We start from the raw sequence: 20734 nt of genomic DNA on the forward strand, positions 1-20734 counted from the left end.
CTCATGGCTAGATCACTAGGTTTCGGGTCTAATCCAACGAACTTGACGCCCTATTCAGACTCGCTTTCGCTGCGCCTTCACCTATCGGCTTAAGCTTGCTCGTTAAATTAAGTCGCTGGCCCATAATACAAAAGGTACGACGTCACCCAGAACGTATCTTGGGCTCCGTCTGTTTGTAAGTGTCCGGTTTCAGGAACTATTTCACTCCCCTCGTCGGGGTGCTTTTCACCTTTCCCTCACGGTACTGGTTCACTATCGGTCGCTGAGGAGTACTTAGGCTTGGAGGGTGGTCCCCCCATGTTCAGACAGGATTTCACGTGTCCCGCCTTACTCGAGCATCATTGGTCGCATTACTTGTACGGGGCTATCACCCTCTAAGGCTCTGCTTTCCTGACAGATTCCAATTGTCTCCCAATGATGACTGGCCTGGTCCGCGTTCGCTCGCCACTACTAACGGAGTCTCTGTTGATGTCCTTTCCTCCAGGTACTTAGATGTTTCAGTTCCCTGGGTTCGCTTGAAACCCCCTATGTATTCAGGAGTCTCATACCTTCTCTTGATAACCGGAAATCCAAAACCTCGCGGCTTGGTTTGCACCAAGGCACAAGGCCTTGGAGTTCCGGCTATCGAAGGTGGGTTTCCCCATTCGGAAATCCACGGATCAAAGCTTCTTCGCAGCTCCCCATGGCTTATCGCAGCGTAGCACGTCCTTCATCGCCTCTCAGCGCCAAGGCATCCACCGAACACCCTTAAGGCACTTGATTGCTCTCATTATCAATGTCCACACACTCGGCAGAATGTTGCCCGCGACACATCCCGAAGGACGCGGCTCGCGAACGGACATTGATTGAAAAGACCAGTTATTGCTTCGTAAGATCGACCCGATGGCGATGCGGTCAAGCGACGCCAACAAAGACGGTTTTACAACACGCCGATCTTGCGATCAGCATGCACCGAAAACCGTCTGGAGATACGCGCTCGTCTCCCGCGGATTGCTCCACTGGATCCGAACCCGGATCGATCTCCTCTTTACGATGTCAGAAAACCCGCAAGCCGTCATGCGAATGACGGCAAGCGAATACAATATGCGGACGAATTCCATCGAGCTGTCCGATGACAGCGTCGAGGCACAAGCGAGGGTCACGATGATCATCCATCTGGTGGAGCCAGACGGGATCGAACCGACGACCTCATGCTTGCAAAGCACGCGCTCTCCCAGCTGAGCTATGGCCCCGTAACCAGAAGACGAATGCAACGCTCGATGAAGTGGTGGGCCTGGGAAGACTTGAACTTCCGACCTCACGCTTATCAAGCGCGCGCTCTAACCAACTGAGCTACAAGCCCTCAACACGAGGAGCATGCGCGCGCACACCGATCCGGCACGATGGCCGATCGATAGAACGCTAGCGCGCCGCCCCTGGCGCGTGTTCGTCCGCGAAGAAAGAGAAACGAAGACGGCGAAATCCCGCCAATGGGGTTCATTATGACTTGAACCCCGGATGTTTCTAAAACAGGTCGATAAGAGCAAGCTCTTGAAGACCCATCCTTAGAAAGGAGGTGATCCAGCCGCAGGTTCCCCTACGGCTACCTTGTTACGACTTCACCCCAGTCGCTGACCCTACCGTGGTCAGCTGCCTCCCTTGCGGGTTAGCGCACTGCCTTCAGGTAGAACCAACTCCCATGGTGTGACGGGCGGTGTGTACAAGGCCCGGGAACGTATTCACCGTGGCATGCTGATCCACGATTACTAGCGATTCCAACTTCATGGAGTCGAGTTGCAGACTCCAATCCGAACTGAGACGGTTTTTTGAGATTTGCGAAGGGTTGCCCCTTAGCGTCCCATTGTCACCGCCATTGTAGCACGTGTGTAGCCCAGCCCGTAAGGGCCATGAGGACTTGACGTCATCCCCACCTTCCTCGCGGCTTATCACCGGCAGTCTCCTTAGAGTGCTCAACTAAATGGTAGCAACTAAGGACGGGGGTTGCGCTCGTTGCGGGACTTAACCCAACATCTCACGACACGAGCTGACGACAGCCATGCAGCACCTGTGCTCCAGGCTCCGAAGAGAAGGTCACATCTCTGCGACCGGTCCTGGACATGTCAAGGGCTGGTAAGGTTCTGCGCGTTGCGTCGAATTAAACCACATGCTCCACCGCTTGTGCGGGCCCCCGTCAATTCCTTTGAGTTTTAATCTTGCGACCGTACTCCCCAGGCGGAATGCTTAAAGCGTTAGCTGCGCCACTAGTGAGTAAACCCACTAACGGCTGGCATTCATCGTTTACGGCGTGGACTACCAGGGTATCTAATCCTGTTTGCTCCCCACGCTTTCGTGCCTCAGCGTCAGTAATGGGCCAGTGAGCCGCCTTCGCCACTGGTGTTCTTGCGAATATCTACGAATTTCACCTCTACACTCGCAGTTCCACTCACCTCTCCCATACTCAAGATCCTCAGTATCAAAGGCAGTTCTGGAGTTGAGCTCCAGGCTTTCACCTCTGACTTAAAGACCCGCCTACGCACCCTTTACGCCCAGTGATTCCGAGCAACGCTAGCCCCCTTCGTATTACCGCGGCTGCTGGCACGAAGTTAGCCGGGGCTTATTCTTGCGGTACCGTCATTATCTTCCCGCACAAAAGAGCTTTACAACCCTAGGGCCTTCATCACTCACGCGGCATGGCTGGATCAGGCTTTCGCCCATTGTCCAATATTCCCCACTGCTGCCTCCCGTAGGAGTTTGGGCCGTGTCTCAGTCCCAATGTGGCTGATCATCCTCTCAGACCAGCTACTGATCGTCGCCTTGGTGAGCCATTACCTCACCAACTAGCTAATCAGACGCGGGCCGATCTTTCGGCGATAAATCTTTCCCCGTAAGGGCTTATCCGGTATTAGCTGAAGTTTCCCTCAGTTGTTCCGAACCAAAAGGTACGTTCCCACGTGTTACTCACCCGTCTGCCACTGACATATTGCTATGCCCGTTCGACTTGCATGTGTTAAGCCTGCCGCCAGCGTTCGCTCTGAGCCAGGATCAAACTCTCAAGTTGGACTTGAAACTTTGAACCGGCTGATCACAACGTTTTGACGAGGTCCCACCATATACGCCGGCCGACGATTCACATCGCGACCGACACGCCATCCGAAGATGACATGGTGTAACCTTTGAAACGTGTAACCGCCGAAGTCTTTCGTCCGGTCTCTATGCTCGAAAGCCGAAGCCTTCTTACAATCGAGACCCGCAAGGACTTCGCCGTCCACGTTTCTCTTTCTTCATCTTTACTTGTCAAACAGCCCGGAGCCCGAAGACCCCATGAACCCGAAGGTTCGGTTGGACCCGAAGGTCCCGTGAACCCGAAGGCTCACTATATATATGTGTCGAACCCGAAGGTTCGGCCGGATCCGAAGATCCAATGAAGCGAAAACCCGAAGGCTCGACTTCTGCTCCCACACTTATAGGAGCCTTGCTCTCCATCCGACGGCAATTAGCAACCGATGACTGTCGGCTGCTGATCACTCATCGTAGTGATGAAGCTTTCAGAGGCGCGGAAGCTCGCTGGGGCCCGGTGGGCTGCAGCGGCGCCGCGCTCAGTGGTTGGTTTATAGGCCAGGCCCCTCGGATCTGTCAACGGCCTTCGTCAGAAAAATGTCGTGTGACCTCGAAAAATCATTTTCTCTCGATGGCACAAGGCTTTCCGGGCCGTGACGCCGTACTCAAGCCACATTCCTCGGTCGTTCTCCCCAAAATAGATTTGCCGGATTCGTCCGGTTGCCCCTCTTCGGCAGCCGGATTTCGCCAGATAGGGATCGCGATCGTGACGCCTTCATCGCCAGCTCCTCTCTTGCGTCCGGCATCGAACATTTCCCGCCATTGACGTTCGTGCCGGCTGCCAGCAATTTGGCCGCCTCTTGTCGAACGTCCGCGGCGCAGCCCGGTTCCTGAGTTTCGCCCGCGCGGCGTTCTCGAGGGTCCGGGCGACAGGAAGCTCTCGCGATCCAGCCGATCGCGCTGAGAGTCCGACAGGTCAGGGACACTTGCCGGCCGGCGACTGCCGCGGGCGGGGAAGATTTGGGGGACTGCGGATTGAGCCAGAGGTTGTCACGGGGACGCAGCCACGGGCGCGAGGTCGGTTTCATCGACCTCGGCCACGAGCCCCCGCTTTCCGTCGATGGCACTGAAGCCGCGGTGATCGATCGCCGTCGCGTCTCGGTCCAATGGTTCAGCGGCACGATTCTGACCGGCCTTTGCGGCGCAGCCTTGATCGGCGGCGCCGTTTTCGCGTCGCTCGATGGCGAAATGACCTTCGCCAAGGCGCCCGAGCGGGTCGAGGCCGCGCTCCGCGGCGCATTCGGCGCCGACAAGAACGCAGCCCTGCACAAGAGCGACCGCCTGCCCCCGCCCAGCGAATCGCAGGCCGCGCGCAACGTCATCAAGGTTTCGACGGTGTCGCGCGTCGGCAGTCGCGACGTCGTCCGGGTGCGGCCCTTCATCAAGATCGCCGGCAATCTGTCGCTGTCGACCACCGAACTGTCCGCCAAGATCCCGCCGTTCAACGCCCAGCGGATGCTGAGCGACGTCGGCGTCGCGACCCCCGCCGCGGAAGACGCGCAGAATCCCGACGCGGTCGAGCCCGACGCCGAAGTCTCGTTCATCACCCGCGATCTCGGCCAGGTGCTGCCGCGGGCGAAGATCGCGGGCTTCATCCCGCCGGACGAGATCCTGATGCGGGTGCGCGACGCCGCGAACTGGAAGGGCAACAGCGGCGTGCGCTACGCCAGCGCCACCGCCGGCGATATCGGCGGCGGCGGCGACATGCGGCTCGGCTACGCGCCCGAGGGTGCTTCCGCCGATCCCTATGCGGGCTTCGAGACCCGGATCGTGCCGGAAAACGTCACCCTGCTGCCGAAGACCAAGGAGCAGGTGACCGGCGGCAACGCCACCGGCGAGCGCGTCCATATCGTCAAGAAGGGCGATACGGTGATCTCGGTGCTGCGCGACCAGGGCGCCAGCGAGGAGGACGCCAATGCGGTCGCCGTCGCACTCGGCGCCCGCGGCCGCAGCGGCGGGCTGAAGGAAGGCCAGAAGCTGAAAATCCTGATGGAGCCCACCGGCGCCGCCAAGCAGCCGCAGCCGTTCCGGGTGATCATCGCCAACGACTCGACGGTCGAAGCGGTGGCGGCGCTGTCCGATCTCGGCCGCTACGTCGCGGTCGACGTCCAGGCCCTGAACACCGTCAGCGACACCGCCGACAACAGCGACGAGGACCAGGACGACGGCACCGGCGTGCGCCTCTACCAGTCGATCTACGAGACCGCGATGCGCAACAAGGTGCCGCAGGCGATCATCGACGACATGATCAAGATCTACTCCTACGACGTCGACTTCCAGCGCAGGGTGCAGGCCGGCGACTCGTTCGAGGTGTTCTACGCCGGCGACGATGAGACCACCACGGCGGTCGAAAAGAACGACGTGCTGTTCGCCGCGCTCACGGTCGGCGGCGAAACCAAGAAGTACTACCGCTTCCAGACCCCCGACGATTCGGTGGTCGATTTCTACGACGAGACCGGCAAGAGCGCGAAGAAGTTCCTGGTGCGCAAGCCGGTCAACAACGCCATCATGCGCTCCGGCTTCGGCGGCCGCCGCCATCCGATCCTCGGCTACGTCAAGATGCACACCGGCGTCGACTGGTCGACGCCCTACGGCACGCCGATTTTCGCCTCCGGCAACGGCGTGATCGAAAAGGCCGGCTGGGAAGGCGGCTACGGCAAATACATCCGGATCAAGCACAACAACGGCTATGAGACCGCCTACGGCCATATGTCGGCCTTCGCCAAGGGCATGGAGCCCGGCAAGCGGGTGCGCCAGGGCCAGGTGATCGGCTTCGTCGGCTCGACCGGCCTGTCGACCGGCGCGCATGTGCACTACGAAATTCTCGTCAACGGCCGCTTCGTCGACCCGATGCGCGTGAAGCTGCCGCGCGGCCGCTCACTGGGCGGCCCGCTGCTGGCGAGCTTCGAAAAGGAACGCGACCGGCTCGACGCCCTGCTGGCCGGCCGCGGCGTCGGCCGCTTCGCCGACGACCTGACCGCGACCACGCCCGCCCGCAGCGTCAGCGCGGCGGCGGCGCGGAAGTGAGCGCGGCGATGCGCTGCTGATCCGGGGCCCGGAATTCTGCAAAGCAAGAAATAACCGGGGTCCCGGATCTGCGCAGCGGCATGAAGAATGCCGCGGCGCGTCCGGGACACGGGATTTGCCGATTCCCCTTGCCGATTCCCCTTGCCAACTTCCCCTTGCCAATGCGCGGCCAGCGCCAAATACTCACCGCATAAGAACAAACATACGGGAGAAAATGCGATGAGGACCAAACTTGCGCTCGGCGCGAGCGCGATGGCGCTCGGCCTGCTGGCCTTTTCCGCCGCGCGCGCGGACGATTACCAAGTCACGAAATTGGTGCAGGGCTCGGCGTTTCACGGCGTCCACGGCCTCGGCGTCGACAAATCCGGCCGGCTGTTCGCGGGCTCGGTCGCGGGCGCAGCGCTCTACGAGGTCGATCGCGACAAGGGCACGGCGAAGATCGCGGTGCCGACGCCGGAAGGCATGGCCGACGACATCGCGTTTGCGCCCGACGGCACCATGGCGTGGACCGCGTTTCTCACCGGCGATCTGTACGCGCGCAAGGGCGACGGCCCGATCAGGAAGCTCGCCTCGGGCCTCCCCGGCATCAATTCGCTGGCGTTCCGCAAGGACGGAAGGCTGTACGCCACGCAGGTGTTTCTCGGCGACGCGCTGTACGAAATCGACGTCGCGGGCGAAAAGCCGCCGCGCAAGATCATGGAGAAGATCGGCGGCCTGAACGGCTTCGAATTCGGGCCCGACGACAAGCTTTACGGCCCGCTGTGGTTCAAGGGCCAGGTCGCCGCGGTCGACGTCGACAAGGGCGAACTCAGCGTCGTCGCCGACGGCTTCAAGATTCCGGCAGCGGCGAATTTCGACAGCAAGGGCAATCTCTACGTGCTCGACACCGCGCTCGGCCAGCTCGTCCGGGTCGATATCAAGACCGGCAACAAGCAGGTCGCGGCGCAGCTCAAGCCGTCGCTCGATAATCTGGCGATCGACGCGCAGGACCGCATCTTCGTCTCCAACATGGCCGACAACGGCATCCAGGAGGTCGATCCGAAAGCCGGCACGGCCAAGCAGGTGATCATCGGCAAGCTGGCATTTCCGGGCGGAATCGCCGTGGTGTCGGAGGGCGGCAAGGACACCATCCATGTCGCCGACGTGTTCGCCTATCGCAGCGTCGACGGCGCGACCGGCGAGGTCCGCGAGCTGGCGCGGATGCATGCCGACGGCACCACGCTGGAATATCCGATGAGCGCCACCGCCAAGGGCGACGAGGTGATCCTGTCGAGCTGGTTCACCGGCACGGTGCAACTGATCGACCGCAAGACCGGCAAGACGACGGAGATGCTGCACGGCTTCAAGGCGCCGTACGACGCGATCCGGCTGGCGAGCGGCAAGCTGGTGGTCGCCGAACTCGGGACGAAATCGCTGATCGAGGTCGGCGGCGAGCACGGCAAGGACCGAAAAGCCATCGCCACCGACCTCGCCGGCCCGGTCGGCCTCGCGGCGGCGCCTGACGGCGGGATCTATCTCACCGAGGCGTTCGCCGGACAGGTCACCAAGATCGATCCGGCCACCGGCGCCAAGACCGTGGTGGCGAAGGATCTGAAGATGCCCGAAGGGCTGGCGCTGGCGCCGTCCGGCCAGTTGATCGTCGCCGAAGTCGGCGCCAAACGCGTGGTCTCGATCGATCCGGCCAGCGGCAAGGTCACTGAAATCGCCGGCAACCTGCCGATCGGCCTCGTCGGCGCTCCCGGCCTGCCGCCGACCAACATGCCGACCGGCATCGGCGTCGGCGCCAGCGGCACGATCTATGTGTCGTCGGACATCGAGAACGCGATCTACAAGATCGCGAAGAAGTAGCCGGCGGAGGTTATCCACAGCGTGCCCCGGATGCTGCGCAACGCGCCGCCCTTCGCGGCGTGGTGCGCTGCTGATCCGGGGCCCCGGTGTTTAGGGGCTTTGCACGCGAAGAAGAAACCGGGGTCCCGGATCGGCGGCGCAGCGCTGTCGCGCTACGCCTTGTCCGGGACGCGGACCTCCGCGCGGGGGCGCAGCAGGCGTCCCGCCCGATCGAGAATCAGGCGGGACCATTCATCGAGTGCTCAGGTCGAGTGGCCTAGCGAGCGGAGCCCGTGGTGGAGCTCAGCCCCTGGCCGGAGAGCGCGATGATCTGCATGTCGTCCATCTCGCCCTTCACCATGGTGACGTCGCGGGTCACCTGAGCGTCGGAAAAGCCATTCTGCTGAAGCTTGTCGAGATCGCCAGCCGAAAGCTCGACCGACTTGCCGCCTTCGAATTCCTTCGGCCCAATCAGGATCCTGACCGTACCCTGATCAGTTCGTGCCGTGACCAGCTTTCCTTTGAATTCGCTGCGATCCCCGAGATCGACGTTCTTCATGTCCTTCTTCAGGTCACTGGTTGCAGGCGAATCGCTTTGCGCGACATTGAACGCCGGAGAGACGTCGCTGCTGAAGGCGAGGATCTGCTTGTCGTCCGACATCTGGCCGCGCACCATGCTGGCAGCGCTTCCAAACTGGATGTTGCTGAAGCCGGCTTTGGTCAACTTCGAACGGACCCGGTCCTGATCGAATTTATCGGCAGACTTGCCGCCTTCGAAATCTTCCGGCCCGAACAGGAGCTGGACGGACTGGCCGCTCGGCGCTTGTGCGACCACCAGATGCCCCTTGAATTCTTCGCGGTCATCGACGCCCGCCTTCTCCAGCTTGGATTTCAGATCGCTCTGCCCCATCTTCTGGCCGGCGGCGGAAGTCGTCACGCCGCTATTGGAGTTCGCACCCGACGAATTGCTGGTTTGGGCAAGAGCACCTGATGATCCCAAAGCGATGGCGAAAACGGACACGGTGGCCAACGTCACGGCCTTCATTGCGGTCGGCATCTTCATTGAGTTCTCCTCATGTTGCGTCTGCTCGGTTGGCAAGTAACTCGACCCGTCGGGGTGGATGACATTGCCGGATAGATGACGCTTGCAAGGCACCACCGGCTATTGATCCCCTCGAGATCCGGGTGTTGACGCTCGGCCCACTCGAGGCGCTTGTTCGAGCGTTGTCTTGCCAACAAGGTTCGCCGTTGATGGTTTCGGGGAACTACTTGAATTGAAGGATCTGTCCGGCGCGATTTGTCGCGGACGCCCTGGGCGCCCGGCGGCGAACTTGTATTGGCACCGACCTCGAGGATGCTGATCCGGGGCCCCGGTGTCTTGGGGCCTTGCACGCGAAGAAGAAACCGGGGTCCCGGATCGGCGGCGCAGCGCTTTCGCGCTACGCCTTGTCCGGGACACGGGTCTCCGCGCGGGGGCGCAGCAGGCGCCAGAGTCTCTGCCGTCATCGCCCGGCTCCGACCGGGCGACCCAGTATCCCAGAGCGTTCGTAGTTTGATCCGCAGTCCCTAGAGCCGTTCTGTCTCCGATGGAATCAGCACTGGCGTTCCGGGGCACTCACCACAGGCACAACCTCATGGTGAGGAGGCGCAAAGCGCCGTCTCGAACCATGCGCCACCGGCACTGCGTCGCCCCCGTCCTTCGAGACGCCCGGCTTCGCCGGGCTCCTCAGGACGAGGAATCAGTGCATCTGGCAAGGGCCAGATCGCTTCAATCGATCGATGAACCGCTCTAACACAAACGCTCTGGAATACTGGGTCGCCCGCCTGCGCGGGCGATGACGGCTGTGTTTGTGGCAATTCTTCGCAACTCATGGAGCACCACTCCGTCCCCGTGTCCCGGCGCGGCAATCTTCGTCGTGCTTAGTCTAAAGAAACCGGGGTCCCGGATCGGCGGCGCAGCGCTTTCGCGCTACGCCTTGTCCGGGACACGGGTTATCAGTTCAGCATCCGCTTCGGCGGGCGGCCGGTGAACGGCTCGACATCGGCGGTGTGGGGCGGCTGGCCGTTGAAGGTCAGCACGCCGCCTTCGGTCGAGATCGCCACCTTCGCGCCGTCGCTGACCGAGCCGTCGAGGATCATCTCGGCGAGCGGGTCCTGCACATGGCGCTGGATCACCCGCTTCAGCGGGCGGGCGCCATAGGCGGGGTCCCAGCCCTTCTCGGCCAGCCAGTCGCGCGCGGCGGGGTCGAGATCGAGCACGATCTTGCGATCTTCCAGCAGCTTCGCGAGCCGGCTGAACTGGATGTCGACGATCCGGCCCATCTCGCTCTTCTGCAGCCGATGGAACAGGATGATCTCGTCGACGCGGTTGAGGAACTCGGGGCGGAAATGCGCCCGCACCATGTCCATCACCTGCTCGCGCACTACGCCGGTGTCCTCGCCCTCGGGCTGATTGACCAGATATTCCGAGCCGAGATTCGACGTCATCACGATCAGCGTGTTGCGGAAGTCGACGGTGCGGCCCTGACCATCGGTCAGGCGGCCGTCATCGAGCACCTGCAGCAGCACGTTGAACACGTCCGGATGCGCCTTCTCGATCTCGTCGAACAGCACCACCTGATACGGCCGGCGCCGCACCGCTTCGGTGAGCGCGCCGCCCTCGTCATAGCCGACATAGCCCGGAGGCGCGCCGATCAGCCGGGCGACCGAGTGCTTCTCCATGTATTCCGACATGTCGAGGCGGACCATCGCGGTCTCGTCGTCGAACAGATATTGCGCCAGCGCCTTGGTCAGTTCGGTCTTGCCGACGCCGGTGGGACCTAAGAACATGAACGAGCCCATCGGCCGGTGCGGGTCCTGCAGCCCGGCGCGGGAGCGGCGGACCGCGGTCGACACCGCATGCACGGCCTCGAACTGGCCGACCACGCGCTTGCCGATCTGCTCTTCCATCCGCAGCAGCTTCTCTTTTTCGCCCTCGAGCATCTTGTCGACCGGCACGCCGGTCCAGCGCGACACCACCTGGGCGATGTGATTGGCGGTGACCGCCTCCTCCATCATCTCGCCGGAATTCTCGTTGGCTTCGATGTCCGCGAGGCGCTTCTCCAGATCCGGAATTCGGCCATAGGCCAATTCGCCGGCGCGCTGATACTCGCCGCGGCGCTGCGCGTCGGCCAGTTCGAGCCGCAGCCCGTCGAGCTCGCTCTTCAGCTTCTGGGCGTCGGAGAGCTTGTTCTTCTCGGCGCTCCAGCGCTGGGTCAGCGCAGCCGACTTCTCCTCGAGATCCGCGAGCTCCTTCTCCAGCGTCTGCAGCCGAGACTTGGAGCCGGCGTCGCTCTCCTTCTTCAGCGCCTCCTGCTCGATCTTCAGCCGGACGATCTCGCGGTCCATCGAATCGAGTTCTTCGGGCTTGGAATCGACCTGCATCTTCAGCCTTGCCGCGGCCTCGTCCATCAGGTCGATCGCCTTGTCGGGCAGGAAGCGGTCGGTGATGTAGCGATTCGACAGCGTCGTGGCCGCGACCAGCGCCGAGTCGGCGATTCGCACGCCGTGGTGCTGCTCGTATTTGTCCTTCAGGCCGCGCAAAATGGAGATCGTGTCCTCGACGGTCGGCTCGGACACGAACACCGGCTGGAAGCGCCGCGCTAAAGCTGCGTCCTTTTCGACGTGCTTGCGATATTCGTCGAGCGTGGTGGCGCCGATGCAATGCAGCTCGCCGCGCGCCAACGCCGGCTTCAAGAGGTTCGACGCATCCATCGCGCCGTCGGCCTTGCCGGCGCCGACCAGCGTGTGCATCTCGTCGATGAACAGGATGATGCCGCCGGCGGCCGCGGTGACCTCGTTGAGCACGGCCTTCAGCCGCTCCTCGAACTCGCCGCGATATTTCGCGCCCGCGATCAGCGCGCCCATGTCGAGCGCCAGCAGCTTCTTGTCCTTCAGGCTCTCCGGCACGTCGCCATTGAGGATGCGCAGCGCCAGCCCCTCGACGATCGCGGTCTTGCCGACGCCGGGTTCGCCGATCAGCACCGGATTGTTCTTGGTCCGGCGCGACAGCACCTGGATCGTGCGGCGGATTTCCTCGTCGCGGCCGATCACCGGGTCGAGCTTGCCGTCGCGGGCGGCCTGGGTGAGGTCGCGGGCATATTTCTTCAGCGCGTCATAGGCGTTTTCAGCCGTCGCGGAATCGGCGGTGCGGCCCTTGCGCAGAGCGTTGATCGCGGCGTTGAGATTCTGCGGGGTGACGCCGCCCTTGGCGAGCAACTGCCCGGCCTCGGAGTCCTTGTCGAGCGACAGCGCCAGCAGCAGCCGCTCCACGGTGACGAAGCTGTCGCCGGCTTTCTCGGCGGCCTGCTCGGCGCCGTCGAGCGCCCGCGCCGTCGCCGGCGCCAGATAGACCTGCCCCGCGCCCGAGCCGGAGACCTTCGGCATCCTGGCCAGCGCGTCTTCGGTGGATTTCAGGATCAGACGGGAATTGCCGCCGGAGCGGTCGATCAGACCGCCGGCGAGCCCTTCGGAATCGTCGAGCAGCACTTTGAGGATGTGCAGCGGCGAAAACTGCTGATGGCCCTCGCGGACCGCCAGGGATTGCGCCGATTGGACGAAGCCGCGCACGCGTTCGGTGTATTTTTCAGGGTTCATTTTGGTGTCCCTCAGCCTGCCGTCGGCGCCTCGAAAGCACGCGGACGGCATCTTCATTGGGGTTCCACCGGCCGCGCTGACATTCCTCAGCCGGCGGCGGTCGTCACCCTGCCCGATCGGGGCAGCGGCTTGACGGAAATGTGGGCATCTGCTGGTGGAAACGGAAGACGCGGCGTCACAATTTCGTGCAGGTCAGAGTCGCGGGAATCGACTAAGCAAAACGGCATGATCCTACCATCTCCAGCCACCATCGCCTCGATCTATCGCTACCCCGTCAAGGGCCTTTCCCCCGAATCGCTGCCGGAGGTCTCGCTGGCCGTCGGCCGGACGCTGCCGGCCGACCGTGCCTACGCGATCGAGAACGGACCGACCGGATTCGATCCGGCCGCGCCGGTGTGGAAGGCCAAGACCCACTACCTGATGCTGATGCGCAACGAGCGGCTGGCGGCGCTGCGCACGCATTTCGACGACGCAACCCATACGCTGTCGATCGCGGCCGACGGCGCCGAGCTGGCGCGCGGCGACCTGCGCACCGCGGAGGGACGCGCCGCGATCGAGGCGTTGTTCGCGGCGCGCTTCGCCGACGAATTGCGGGGGCCGCCGAAACTGCTCGACGGCGCCGGCTACAGCTTTTCCGACGTGCCGATGAAGGTGGTGTCGATCATCAACCTCGCCAGCGTCGCCGAGATCGAGAAGATGACCGGGTGCACCGTCGACCCGCTGCGCTTCCGCGCCAACCTCTATGTCGAAGGCTGGCCGGCCTGGGCCGAACTCGACATGATCGGGCAGACGCTGGCGATCGGCGACGCGAGGCTGAAGATCGTCAAGCGCACCGTCCGCTGCGCCGCCACCAATGTCGACCCGCAGACGGCCGCGCGCGACATGAAGATTCCCGAAACACTGCAGCGCCAGCTCGGCCACGCCGATTGCGGGGTGTATGCGGAAGTGATCGAAGGCGGGCGCATCGCAAAGGGCGATGCGGTGGGGGTCGCGTAGGCGGATCTCGTCAGCAACATGCGCTCTTCCCTTCTCCCCTCGTGGGAGAAGGTGGCGCTGACGACGTCAGCGCCGGATGAGGGGGCGCAGAACTCGACGGCGATTGTTGTCGCGCCCCCTCACCCGGCAGCCTTCGGCTGCCACCCTCTCCCACAAGGGGAGAGGGGTCAGAACAGCTCAGCTCGACGGCATCACATAGGCGTAGATGCGGTTCTTCGAGTACACCGACTCGGCGACGCGGCGGCCGTGGTTGCCGGAGACGACGATCGGATTGCCGCTGGAATCGATGCCGCTGACGATGCCGACATGGCCGCCGCGCTTGCCGCGCGACATCACCGCGATGGCGCCGACCTGCGGGCCGGAGATGCGCTGGCCGTAACGGGCGAACGAACTCGCCATGTCGGAGCCGGTGCCGCGATGGCCCGCGCGCTCCAGCACCATGTTCATGAAACGCGCGCACCACAGCCGGCTGCGGCCGGTCGGATTGCCGCCAATGTAGCGGCGCGCTTCGGCCACCAGGCCCGATCCGCCGCCACCGGCCCAGCTCTGCGTCTGCATCTGCTGCGGCTCCGTCTGTTGCGCCATCGCCCGAGCCCGCACGGCCCGCCGCGAGACGCGCGGCTTGGTCACGCGCGGCGCATGGATGCCGTCGGAGTAGTTGGACGAAAACGTGGAAGCGACGCCGGGCGTGAAATTCTGCGCCTGGTTCTGCGCGTAGCTGGACGAATAGTTCTGCCCCTGATCATTGCGCCCCTGATCGAAACTGAACTGCTGCGGCTGAGCAAAGCCGCCGGTCGCCGCCTGCGGCGCGCGGCGCACGGCGCGATGGCGCTTGGCGGCGCGCTGGTGGCGATACGCGCTGCGGGACGCGCGATGAGCGCCGCGAACCGACGCGCTGTGATCGCCGTAGTGAGAAACGGTGTGACCATGATGACGATGCAACGGCCGGGCCGATGCGGGGGACGCCAATGCGGCGATCGCCGCGATACCCAGACCCAACACAACTACGCGACCGAACGCGAACGCAGTAAACTCGACCATGCAGAACTCTCTCCATCGATACCCGGCAAGTACGACCGGCCCGGTGCGTAAACAGAGCGGGGATGGCGAGAGAATGACTCGTGCGGCGACGAAGTTGTCATTCCGCGGTCATAGGATGATCATTTCGTGGCAGCGGAACCGCCGCATCCGGCCTCCGCGCGTGCGTTAACCGTTGGTTAAAGCACAGCGGCGCAGCGCCCGTCGGTCGTCGTTGCTACTCGGCCGCTCAGGGCGCGATGTAATCGCCCGGCGCGGCGTGGTGCTTCTTCTCGGCGCGGCTGAGCAGGAACACGCCCTGCTCGCCGAACATGTTCCAGAACCACCACGGCGCGTTGAGCCGCAGCGGCCGGCCGTAGCGGTCGAGCGCCACCGCGCGCTCCATCTTGACGTCGATCTCGTCGCACAACAGCACGAAATCCTTGATGGTGCAGAAGTGGGTGTTCGGGGTGTCGTACCAGGTCGCCGGCAGATTGTCGGTGCGCGGCATCTGGCCGTTGATCAGCAGTTGTAGCCGCATGTTGATGTAGCCGAAATTCGGAAACGACACGATCGCGCGGCGGCCGATGCGCAACAGGTTCTCCAGCACGACGCGCGGCTGCCGCGTCGCCTGCAGCGTCTGCGACAGGATCACGTAGTCGAACGCGTCGGCGGTGTAGTTGTCGAGGTCGGTGTCGGCGTCGCCCTGCACCACCGCAAGGCCGCGCGAGACGCAGCGGTTGACGCCTTCGCGCGACAGCTCGATGCCGCGGCAATCGACGCCGCGGGATTCGAGGAGTTGCATCAGATCGCCCTCGCCGCAGCCGACGTCGAGCACCTTGGAGCCGGGCTCGACCATGTCGGCGACCAGCAGGTGATCGGCGCGATGCACCCGCAGCGTGGTGCGCGCCGGCGGCTCCAGCGGCAAGCTCTCCTGCACCGCCATCTCAGCGCCCCGCCCGGTCGAGCCCGCGCGCGGTCGCCGCCGAGTGCAGGAAGGCGCGGGCGATGTCGATGAATTCCGGCTCGTCGAGCAGGAAGGCGTCGTGGCCCTTGTCGGTCTCGACCTCGGCGAACGACACCCGCGCGCCGCCGGCGTTGAGCGCGTGCACGATCGCGCGCGATTCCGGCGTCGGGAACAGCCAGTCCGAGGTGAAGGACACCACGCAGAACCGGGTCTGGGTGCCGCGGAACGCCGCAGCCAGCACGCCGTGATGGTCGGCGGCGATATCGAAATAATCCATCGCGCGGGTCAGATAGAGATACGAATTGGCGTCGAAGCGCTCGACGAAGGACGAGCCCTGATAGCGCAGATAGCTCTCGACCTGGAAGTCGGCGTCGAACGAGAACGTCGGCAGCTCGCGGTCCTGCATCCTGCGGCCGAACTTGCGGTGCAAGGCGGCGTCGGACAGATAGGTGATGTGCGCGGCCATCCGCGCCACCGCGAGGCCGCGATGCGGATGCGCGCCGGTCTCGACATAGCGGCCGTGGGCCCAGTCCGGGTCGGCCATCACCGCCTGGCGGCCGAGCTCGTGGAAGGCGATGTTCTGCGCCGAATGCCGCGTCGCGCAGGCGATCGGCATCGCCGAGAACACCCGCTCGGGATAGGCGACGCTCCACTGCAGCACCTGCATGCCGCCCATCGAGCCGCCGACCACGCAGAACAGTTTGTCGATGCCGAGCCGGTCGACCAGCATCGCCTGGGCGCGGACCATGTCGGGAATGGTGATGACCGGGAAGTCGAGGCCCCAGACCTTGCCGGTGGCCGGATTGGTCGAGGCCGGGCCGGTCGAGCCCATGCAACTGCCGATCACGTTCGAACAGATGACGAAGTAGCGGTCGGTGTCGATCGGCTTGCCGGGACCGACCAGCGTCAGCCACCCGCCCGGCTTGCCGGTGATCGGGTGCACGTTGGCAACGTGCTGGTCCATCGTCAGCGCATGGCAGACCAGGATGGCGTTGCTCTTGTCGGCGTTGAGCGTGCCGTAGGTCTGGTAGGCGATCTGGAACGGGGCGAGGTCGACGCCGCAATCCAGCCGCAGCGGCTGGTCGGCGCCGAACGACGCCACCAGCGACGTCGGATGATCGGCCTCGTGGGGGCGCTCGCCACCGGTCGCAACGGGACCTTTCACCGGGTGTACATTCATCATACTGCCAACGGCCTCAGCGAGGGCATCCCCGCTGACCTCAGATAAGAGCGACCGAGCCAATAAAAAACCCGGCCTGAACATCGGTTCGGCCGGGATCAGAAACTGTCCCCGGCCTGTTTAGCGAGTTGTTTAACGTGGCTGCAAGCCGGCCGGCTCAAATGACCACGGGATCTGGCTGGGACTCTAATCACGAAGTCCGGGGCCGTCAATATTGGGCCCGGCGACGGCCTCTTCACCCTCCCGGCCGGGGCGATCGCATCTGAACGTTCGCAGTCGCAGCGCGGCTCACCCTCCCCTGGAGGGGGAGGGTCGCTCGCGTCAGCGAGCGGGGTGGGGTGGCGAAGAGTTCAGCGCCCTGCCCGCGGCCCACCCCACCCCGGCACGCAGCCCGCCATGCGGGCTGCGTGCCGACCCTCCCCCTCCAGGGGAGGGTGAAGAGAGCCCGGTGCAATAGCCTCGAAGTCCCTATGCGATTGCCCTCCCCCTCCAGGGGAGGGTGATCCTCGCAGCGAGCGTCTTGCCCCGAAGGGTAAAATCCTTTGCCTTCAATCGTCTGGTTTCTTAAGCAGAAGGTCGAACCACGCCTCGATCCCGCGCGAAAGTCCCCGCCATGACCAAACCGCCCTCGCCGCCGTCGCTGACCGAGCTGCGCCAGGAGATCGACGGCATCGACGAGCAGGTGCACCAGTTGCTGATGCAGCGGGGCGACATCATCGACCGGCTGATTTCGGTGAAGCAGACCCAGGAGGTCGGCTCGGCGTTCCGGCCGGCGCGCGAGGCCGACATGATGCGGCGGCTGGTGCAGCGCCACAAAGGCATCCTGCCGCTCGATACCGTCGAGAGCATCTGGCGGGTGATCATCGCCACGTTCACTTATGTGCAGGCGCCGTTTTCGGTTCACGTCGACCAGTCGCTCGGCGAATCCGCGATGCGGGATTCGGCCCGGTTCCATTTCGGCTTCACGGTGCCCTATGTGCCGCATTTCTCGGCGTCCGCCGCGGTCGAGGCGGTGGCGCGCTCCAAGGGCGATCTGGCGCTGGTGTCGGCGACCTCCGGCAGCACTCCGTGGTGGCTGGCGCTGGAGGCCGCAGGCTCCCCGAAGATCATCGCCCGGCTGCCGTTCATCGAGCGCGCCGACCATCCGGCCGCGCTGCCGGTATTCGTGGTGTCGCGGGTCGCCGACAGCGCCATGGTCACCGAGGTCGAGACCTGGAGCATCCGGGTGTCGGGCTGGAACGCCGAAATCGCCCGGGCGATCTCGCCGCTGGCCGAGGTCGTGGCGGTACCGGATACCGCTTTCGACGGCGCGGCGCTGCTGGTGTCGATTTCCGCCCCCGGGAGCCTCGACAATATCAAGGCTGCCCTGATCGCAGCGGGGGCCTCGGTGCGCTCATCGGCCCTCGTCGGCAGCCACGCGAGGCGCTATACGGTGCCCCCGAGCGGCAAGGCCCCGACCTGAAGGACCGGCCTGCAGCCGCCGCCTGACCATCCGGAGTTGACGATGTCCCGTCCCGTGCCGAAGCCCGGCATTCTCGATATTGCGCCCTACACCCCCGGCAAGAGCCCCGTGCCCGAAGCCGGCCGCAAGGTGTTCAAGCTCTCGGCCAACGAAACCCCGTTCGGCCCGTCGCCGCACGCGATCGCGGCCTATAAGAGCGCGGCGGATCATCTCGAGGATTATCCGGAAGGCACCTCGCGGGTGCTGCGCGAGGCGATCGGCCGTGCCTACGGCCTCGATCCGGACCGCATCATCTGCGGCGCCGGCTCCGACGAAATCCTCAATCTCTTGGCGCACACTTATCTCGGCCCCGGCGACGAGGCGATCTCGTCGCAGCACGGCTTCCTGGTCTACCCGATCGCCACGCTGGCGAACGGCGCCACCAACGTGGTCGCGCCGGAAAAGGACCTGACGACCGACGTCGACGCGATCCTCGGCAAGGTCACGCCGAACACCAAGCTGGTCTGGCTCGCCAACCCGAACAACCCGACCGGGACCTATATTCCGTTCGATGAAGTCAAGCGTCTGCGCGCGGGCCTGCCCTCGCACGTCGTGCTGGTGCTGGACGCGGCCTATGCCGACTACGTCTCGAAGAACGATTACGAGATCGGCATCGAGCTGGTGTCGACCACCGACAACACCGTGCTGACCCACACCTTCTCCAAGGTCCACGGCCTCGCGAGCTTGCGGATCGGCTGGATGTTCGGGCCCGCCAACATCGTCGACGCGGTCAACCGCATCCGCGGGCCGTTCAACACGTCGATCCCGGCGCAGCTCGCCGCGGTCGCGGCGATCCAGGACACCGCGCATGTCGACATGTCGCGCGTCCACACCGAGAAGTGGCGCGACCGACTGACCGAGGAGTTCACCAAACTCGGCCTGAAAGTGACGCCGAGCGTCTGCAACTTCGTGCTGATGCATTTCCCGACCACCAAGGGCAAGACCGCGGCGGACGCGGATGCGTTCCTGACCAAGCGCGGTCTCGTGCTGCGCGCGCTCGGCAACTACAAGCTGCCGGACGCGCTGCGCATGACCATCGGCACCGATGAAGCCAACGAGCTGGTGATCGCGGCGCTGCGCGAGTTCATGGCCCAGCCATGACGGCGCCGCTGTTTCAGAAAGTCGCGCTGATCGGCTTCGGCCTGATCGGCGGCTCGATCGCGCGCGGCGCGCGGCTGCAAGGTCTCGCAGGCGAGATCGTCGCCACCGCGCGCTCGGCGGCATCGCGGGCCCGCGTCGCCGAGCTGGGAGTCGTCGACCGCGTGGTCGAGACCAATGCCGAGGCGGTGAAGGACGCCGATCTCGTCATCCTCTGCATCCCGGTCGGCGCTTGCGGCGAGACCGCGCAGGAGATCGCGCAAAATCTCGCGCCGGGCGCGATCGTTTCCGACGTCGGCTCGGTCAAGGCCGCGGTGGTGCGGGCGATGGCCGAGCATCTGCCGCCGAATGTTCACTTCGTCCCCGCGCATCCGGTCGCCGGCACCGAAAATTCCGGCCCGGATTCCGGCTTCGCCGAGCTGTTCATCAACCGCTGGTGCATTCTGACGCCGCCGGAGGGCACCAATGCGGACGCGGTCGACAAGCTCGCCGCGTTCTGGCGCGGGCTCGGCGCCAATGTCGAGATCATGACGCCGGAGCACCACGACAAGGTGCTGGCGGTGACCAGCCATCTGCCGCATCTGATCGCCTACACAATCGTAGGCACAGCCGAGGAGCTCGAAGGGGTGACGCGCTCGGAGGTGCTGAAGTTCTCTGCAGGCGGTTTCCGCGACTTCACCCGTATCGCCGCCTCCGACCCGACGATGTGGCGCGACGTGTTCCTGAACAACAAGGACGCGGTGCTGGAGATGCTCGGCGAATTCCAGGAGGACCTGTCGAAGCTGACGCGCGCGATCCGTCGTGGCGACGGCGAGGCGCTGTTCGAGCATTTCAGCCGCACCCGGACGATCCGCCGCGGCATCGTCGAGATCGGTCAGGACGAAGCCGCCGCCGATTTCGGCCGCAAGCATCCGCAACTGGGGAAAAGCGCGGCGGAGTGAATGCGGACCGGACGGCACCGGTCCGCCGTCGCGAACGCCGACACCTCAACCGCCGACACCTCAACCGCTGTCGTCACGCCTCAGGCGACGACAGCGGTTGGCGGCTCGGATGCCGAAGATCCGACGAAGAAACGGCTGATCAGCTATTCGTCGTCACGCTCGGATCGGACTTCATCTCGGTGTAGGTCTCCTGCTCGCCGCGGACTTCCTTTTCCGCTTCCAGCCAGAATTCCTCGCTGCGGTCCTCCGGGTAGCCGGCCAATTCCCACTTCTCGCGGGCACGGTGTCGGATACGCTGCGTCAGTTCGTCGTCCATGGCTGCCTCCGGTCAGATGCGTTGCGTGCAACGCGCAGGTTTCTCTATTTCAGTTTGGTGTAATCCTGATGTCAGCAACTGGTTCCTGACGAGATCCCGCTGCGATATTCGCGCGCAGGCCGGCGGCGGGCCG

General features: G+C 64.2%; 12 protein-coding genes, 2 tRNA genes, 2 rRNA genes and 1 riboswitch (1 of these 17 cut by a window edge). Of the genes, 6 read left to right on the forward strand and 10 right to left on the reverse strand.

Features of this window, described 5'->3' with window-relative positions; genetic code table 11:
- The 4 genes from SR870_RS14800 to SR870_RS14815 form a co-directional block, all read right to left on the reverse strand.
- Positions 1 to 762, reverse strand: a 23S ribosomal RNA gene (locus tag SR870_RS14800); it reaches 2067 nt to the left of the window's first position.
- A 394-nt stretch (positions 763 to 1156) separates the two neighbouring features.
- Positions 1157 to 1232: transfer RNA gene (locus SR870_RS14805), tRNA-Ala, on the reverse strand.
- A 33-nt stretch (positions 1233 to 1265) separates the two neighbouring features.
- A tRNA-Ile gene (locus SR870_RS14810) sits at positions 1266 to 1342 on the reverse strand.
- A gap of 206 nt (positions 1343 to 1548) precedes the next feature.
- Positions 1549 to 3037: ribosomal RNA gene (locus tag SR870_RS14815) — 16S ribosomal RNA — on the reverse strand.
- The 16S and 23S rRNA genes sit together here with 2 tRNA genes alongside, the layout of an rRNA operon.
- Positions 3038 to 4083: 1046 nt before the next feature.
- Between SR870_RS14815 and SR870_RS14820 the strand changes: the two genes are divergently transcribed.
- Positions 4084 to 6123: a M23 family metallopeptidase gene (locus tag SR870_RS14820; RefSeq protein ID WP_322518277.1), complete on the forward strand. Its 2040-nt coding sequence runs from the start codon at positions 4084 to 4086 to the stop codon at positions 6121 to 6123.
- 219 nt (positions 6124 to 6342) lie between these two features.
- Positions 6343 to 7971 carry an SMP-30/gluconolactonase/LRE family protein gene (locus SR870_RS14825; protein WP_322514305.1) on the forward strand — a complete coding sequence of 543 codons (1629 nt, stop codon included), beginning with the start codon at positions 6343 to 6345 and terminating at the stop codon, positions 7969 to 7971.
- A 256-nt stretch (positions 7972 to 8227) separates the two neighbouring features.
- Here SR870_RS14825 and SR870_RS14830 read toward each other — a convergent pair whose 3' ends face one another.
- Together SR870_RS14830 and clpB are read right to left on the reverse strand one after the other, a co-directional pair.
- Positions 8228 to 9013 (reverse strand): hypothetical protein, encoded by a 786-nt coding sequence (locus tag SR870_RS14830; protein ID WP_322514306.1) that lies wholly within the window; start codon positions 9011 to 9013, stop codon positions 8228 to 8230.
- A gap of 932 nt (positions 9014 to 9945) precedes the next feature.
- The gene (gene clpB, locus SR870_RS14835; protein WP_322514307.1) at positions 9946 to 12585 is read right to left on the reverse strand and encodes an ATP-dependent chaperone ClpB; all 2640 of its coding nucleotides are present in this window, start codon (positions 12583 to 12585) and stop codon (positions 9946 to 9948) included.
- Here clpB and SR870_RS14840 point away from each other — a divergent pair.
- Positions 12541 to 13581 (forward strand): MOSC domain-containing protein, encoded by a 1041-nt coding sequence (locus SR870_RS14840; RefSeq protein ID WP_322514308.1) that lies wholly within the window; start codon positions 12541 to 12543, stop codon positions 13579 to 13581. The two genes, clpB and SR870_RS14840, sit on opposite strands and share 45 nt — an antisense overlap.
- A gap of 177 nt (positions 13582 to 13758) precedes the next feature.
- Here the strand turns inward: SR870_RS14840 and SR870_RS14845 are convergent, their stop codons facing one another.
- From SR870_RS14845 to metX, 3 genes are all read right to left on the reverse strand, one after another.
- Complete coding sequence (locus SR870_RS14845) at positions 13759 to 14622, reverse strand: TIGR02594 family protein (RefSeq protein ID WP_322514309.1); 864 nt, start codon at positions 14620 to 14622, stop codon at positions 13759 to 13761.
- A gap of 226 nt (positions 14623 to 14848) precedes the next feature.
- Entirely contained in the window at positions 14849 to 15544 is a 696-nt protein-coding gene (metW, locus tag SR870_RS14850) for a methionine biosynthesis protein MetW (RefSeq protein ID WP_322514310.1), read from the reverse strand.
- A gap of 1 nt (position 15545) precedes the next feature.
- Positions 15546 to 16748 carry a homoserine O-acetyltransferase MetX gene (metX, locus tag SR870_RS14855; protein ID WP_322514311.1) on the reverse strand — a complete coding sequence of 401 codons (1203 nt, stop codon included), beginning with the start codon at positions 16746 to 16748 and terminating at the stop codon, positions 15546 to 15548.
- A 96-nt stretch (positions 16749 to 16844) separates the two neighbouring features.
- A riboswitch (SAM riboswitch) is annotated at positions 16845 to 16924 on the reverse strand.
- Positions 16925 to 17358: 434 nt separating this feature from the next.
- On the opposite strand from metX, the gene SR870_RS14860 reads away from it, so the two are divergent.
- The 3 genes from SR870_RS14860 to SR870_RS14870 are packed head-to-tail and all read left to right on the forward strand — an operon-like array spanning position 17359 to position 20285.
- Positions 17359 to 18207 carry a chorismate mutase gene (locus SR870_RS14860; protein WP_322514312.1) on the forward strand — a complete coding sequence of 283 codons (849 nt, stop codon included), beginning with the start codon at positions 17359 to 17361 and terminating at the stop codon, positions 18205 to 18207.
- 42 nt (positions 18208 to 18249) lie between these two features.
- The gene (gene hisC, locus SR870_RS14865) at positions 18250 to 19347 is read left to right on the forward strand and encodes a histidinol-phosphate transaminase (protein WP_322514313.1); all 1098 of its coding nucleotides are present in this window, start codon (positions 18250 to 18252) and stop codon (positions 19345 to 19347) included.
- On the forward strand, positions 19344 to 20285 hold the full coding sequence (locus tag SR870_RS14870; protein ID WP_322514314.1) for a prephenate/arogenate dehydrogenase family protein: 942 nt from the start codon (positions 19344 to 19346) through the stop codon (positions 20283 to 20285). Before hisC ends, SR870_RS14870 begins: the two co-directional genes overlap by 4 nt.
- 139 nt (positions 20286 to 20424) lie before the next feature.
- Here SR870_RS14870 and SR870_RS14875 read toward each other — a convergent pair whose 3' ends face one another.
- The gene (locus tag SR870_RS14875) at positions 20425 to 20601 is read right to left on the reverse strand and encodes a DUF2934 domain-containing protein (RefSeq protein ID WP_322514315.1); all 177 of its coding nucleotides are present in this window, start codon (positions 20599 to 20601) and stop codon (positions 20425 to 20427) included.
- Positions 20602 to 20734 lie beyond the last annotated feature (133 nt).

Origin of the sequence: Rhodopseudomonas palustris (assembly GCF_034479375.1) — a bacterium.
GTDB classification, from domain to species: domain Bacteria; phylum Pseudomonadota; class Alphaproteobacteria; order Rhizobiales; family Xanthobacteraceae; genus Rhodopseudomonas; species Rhodopseudomonas palustris_M.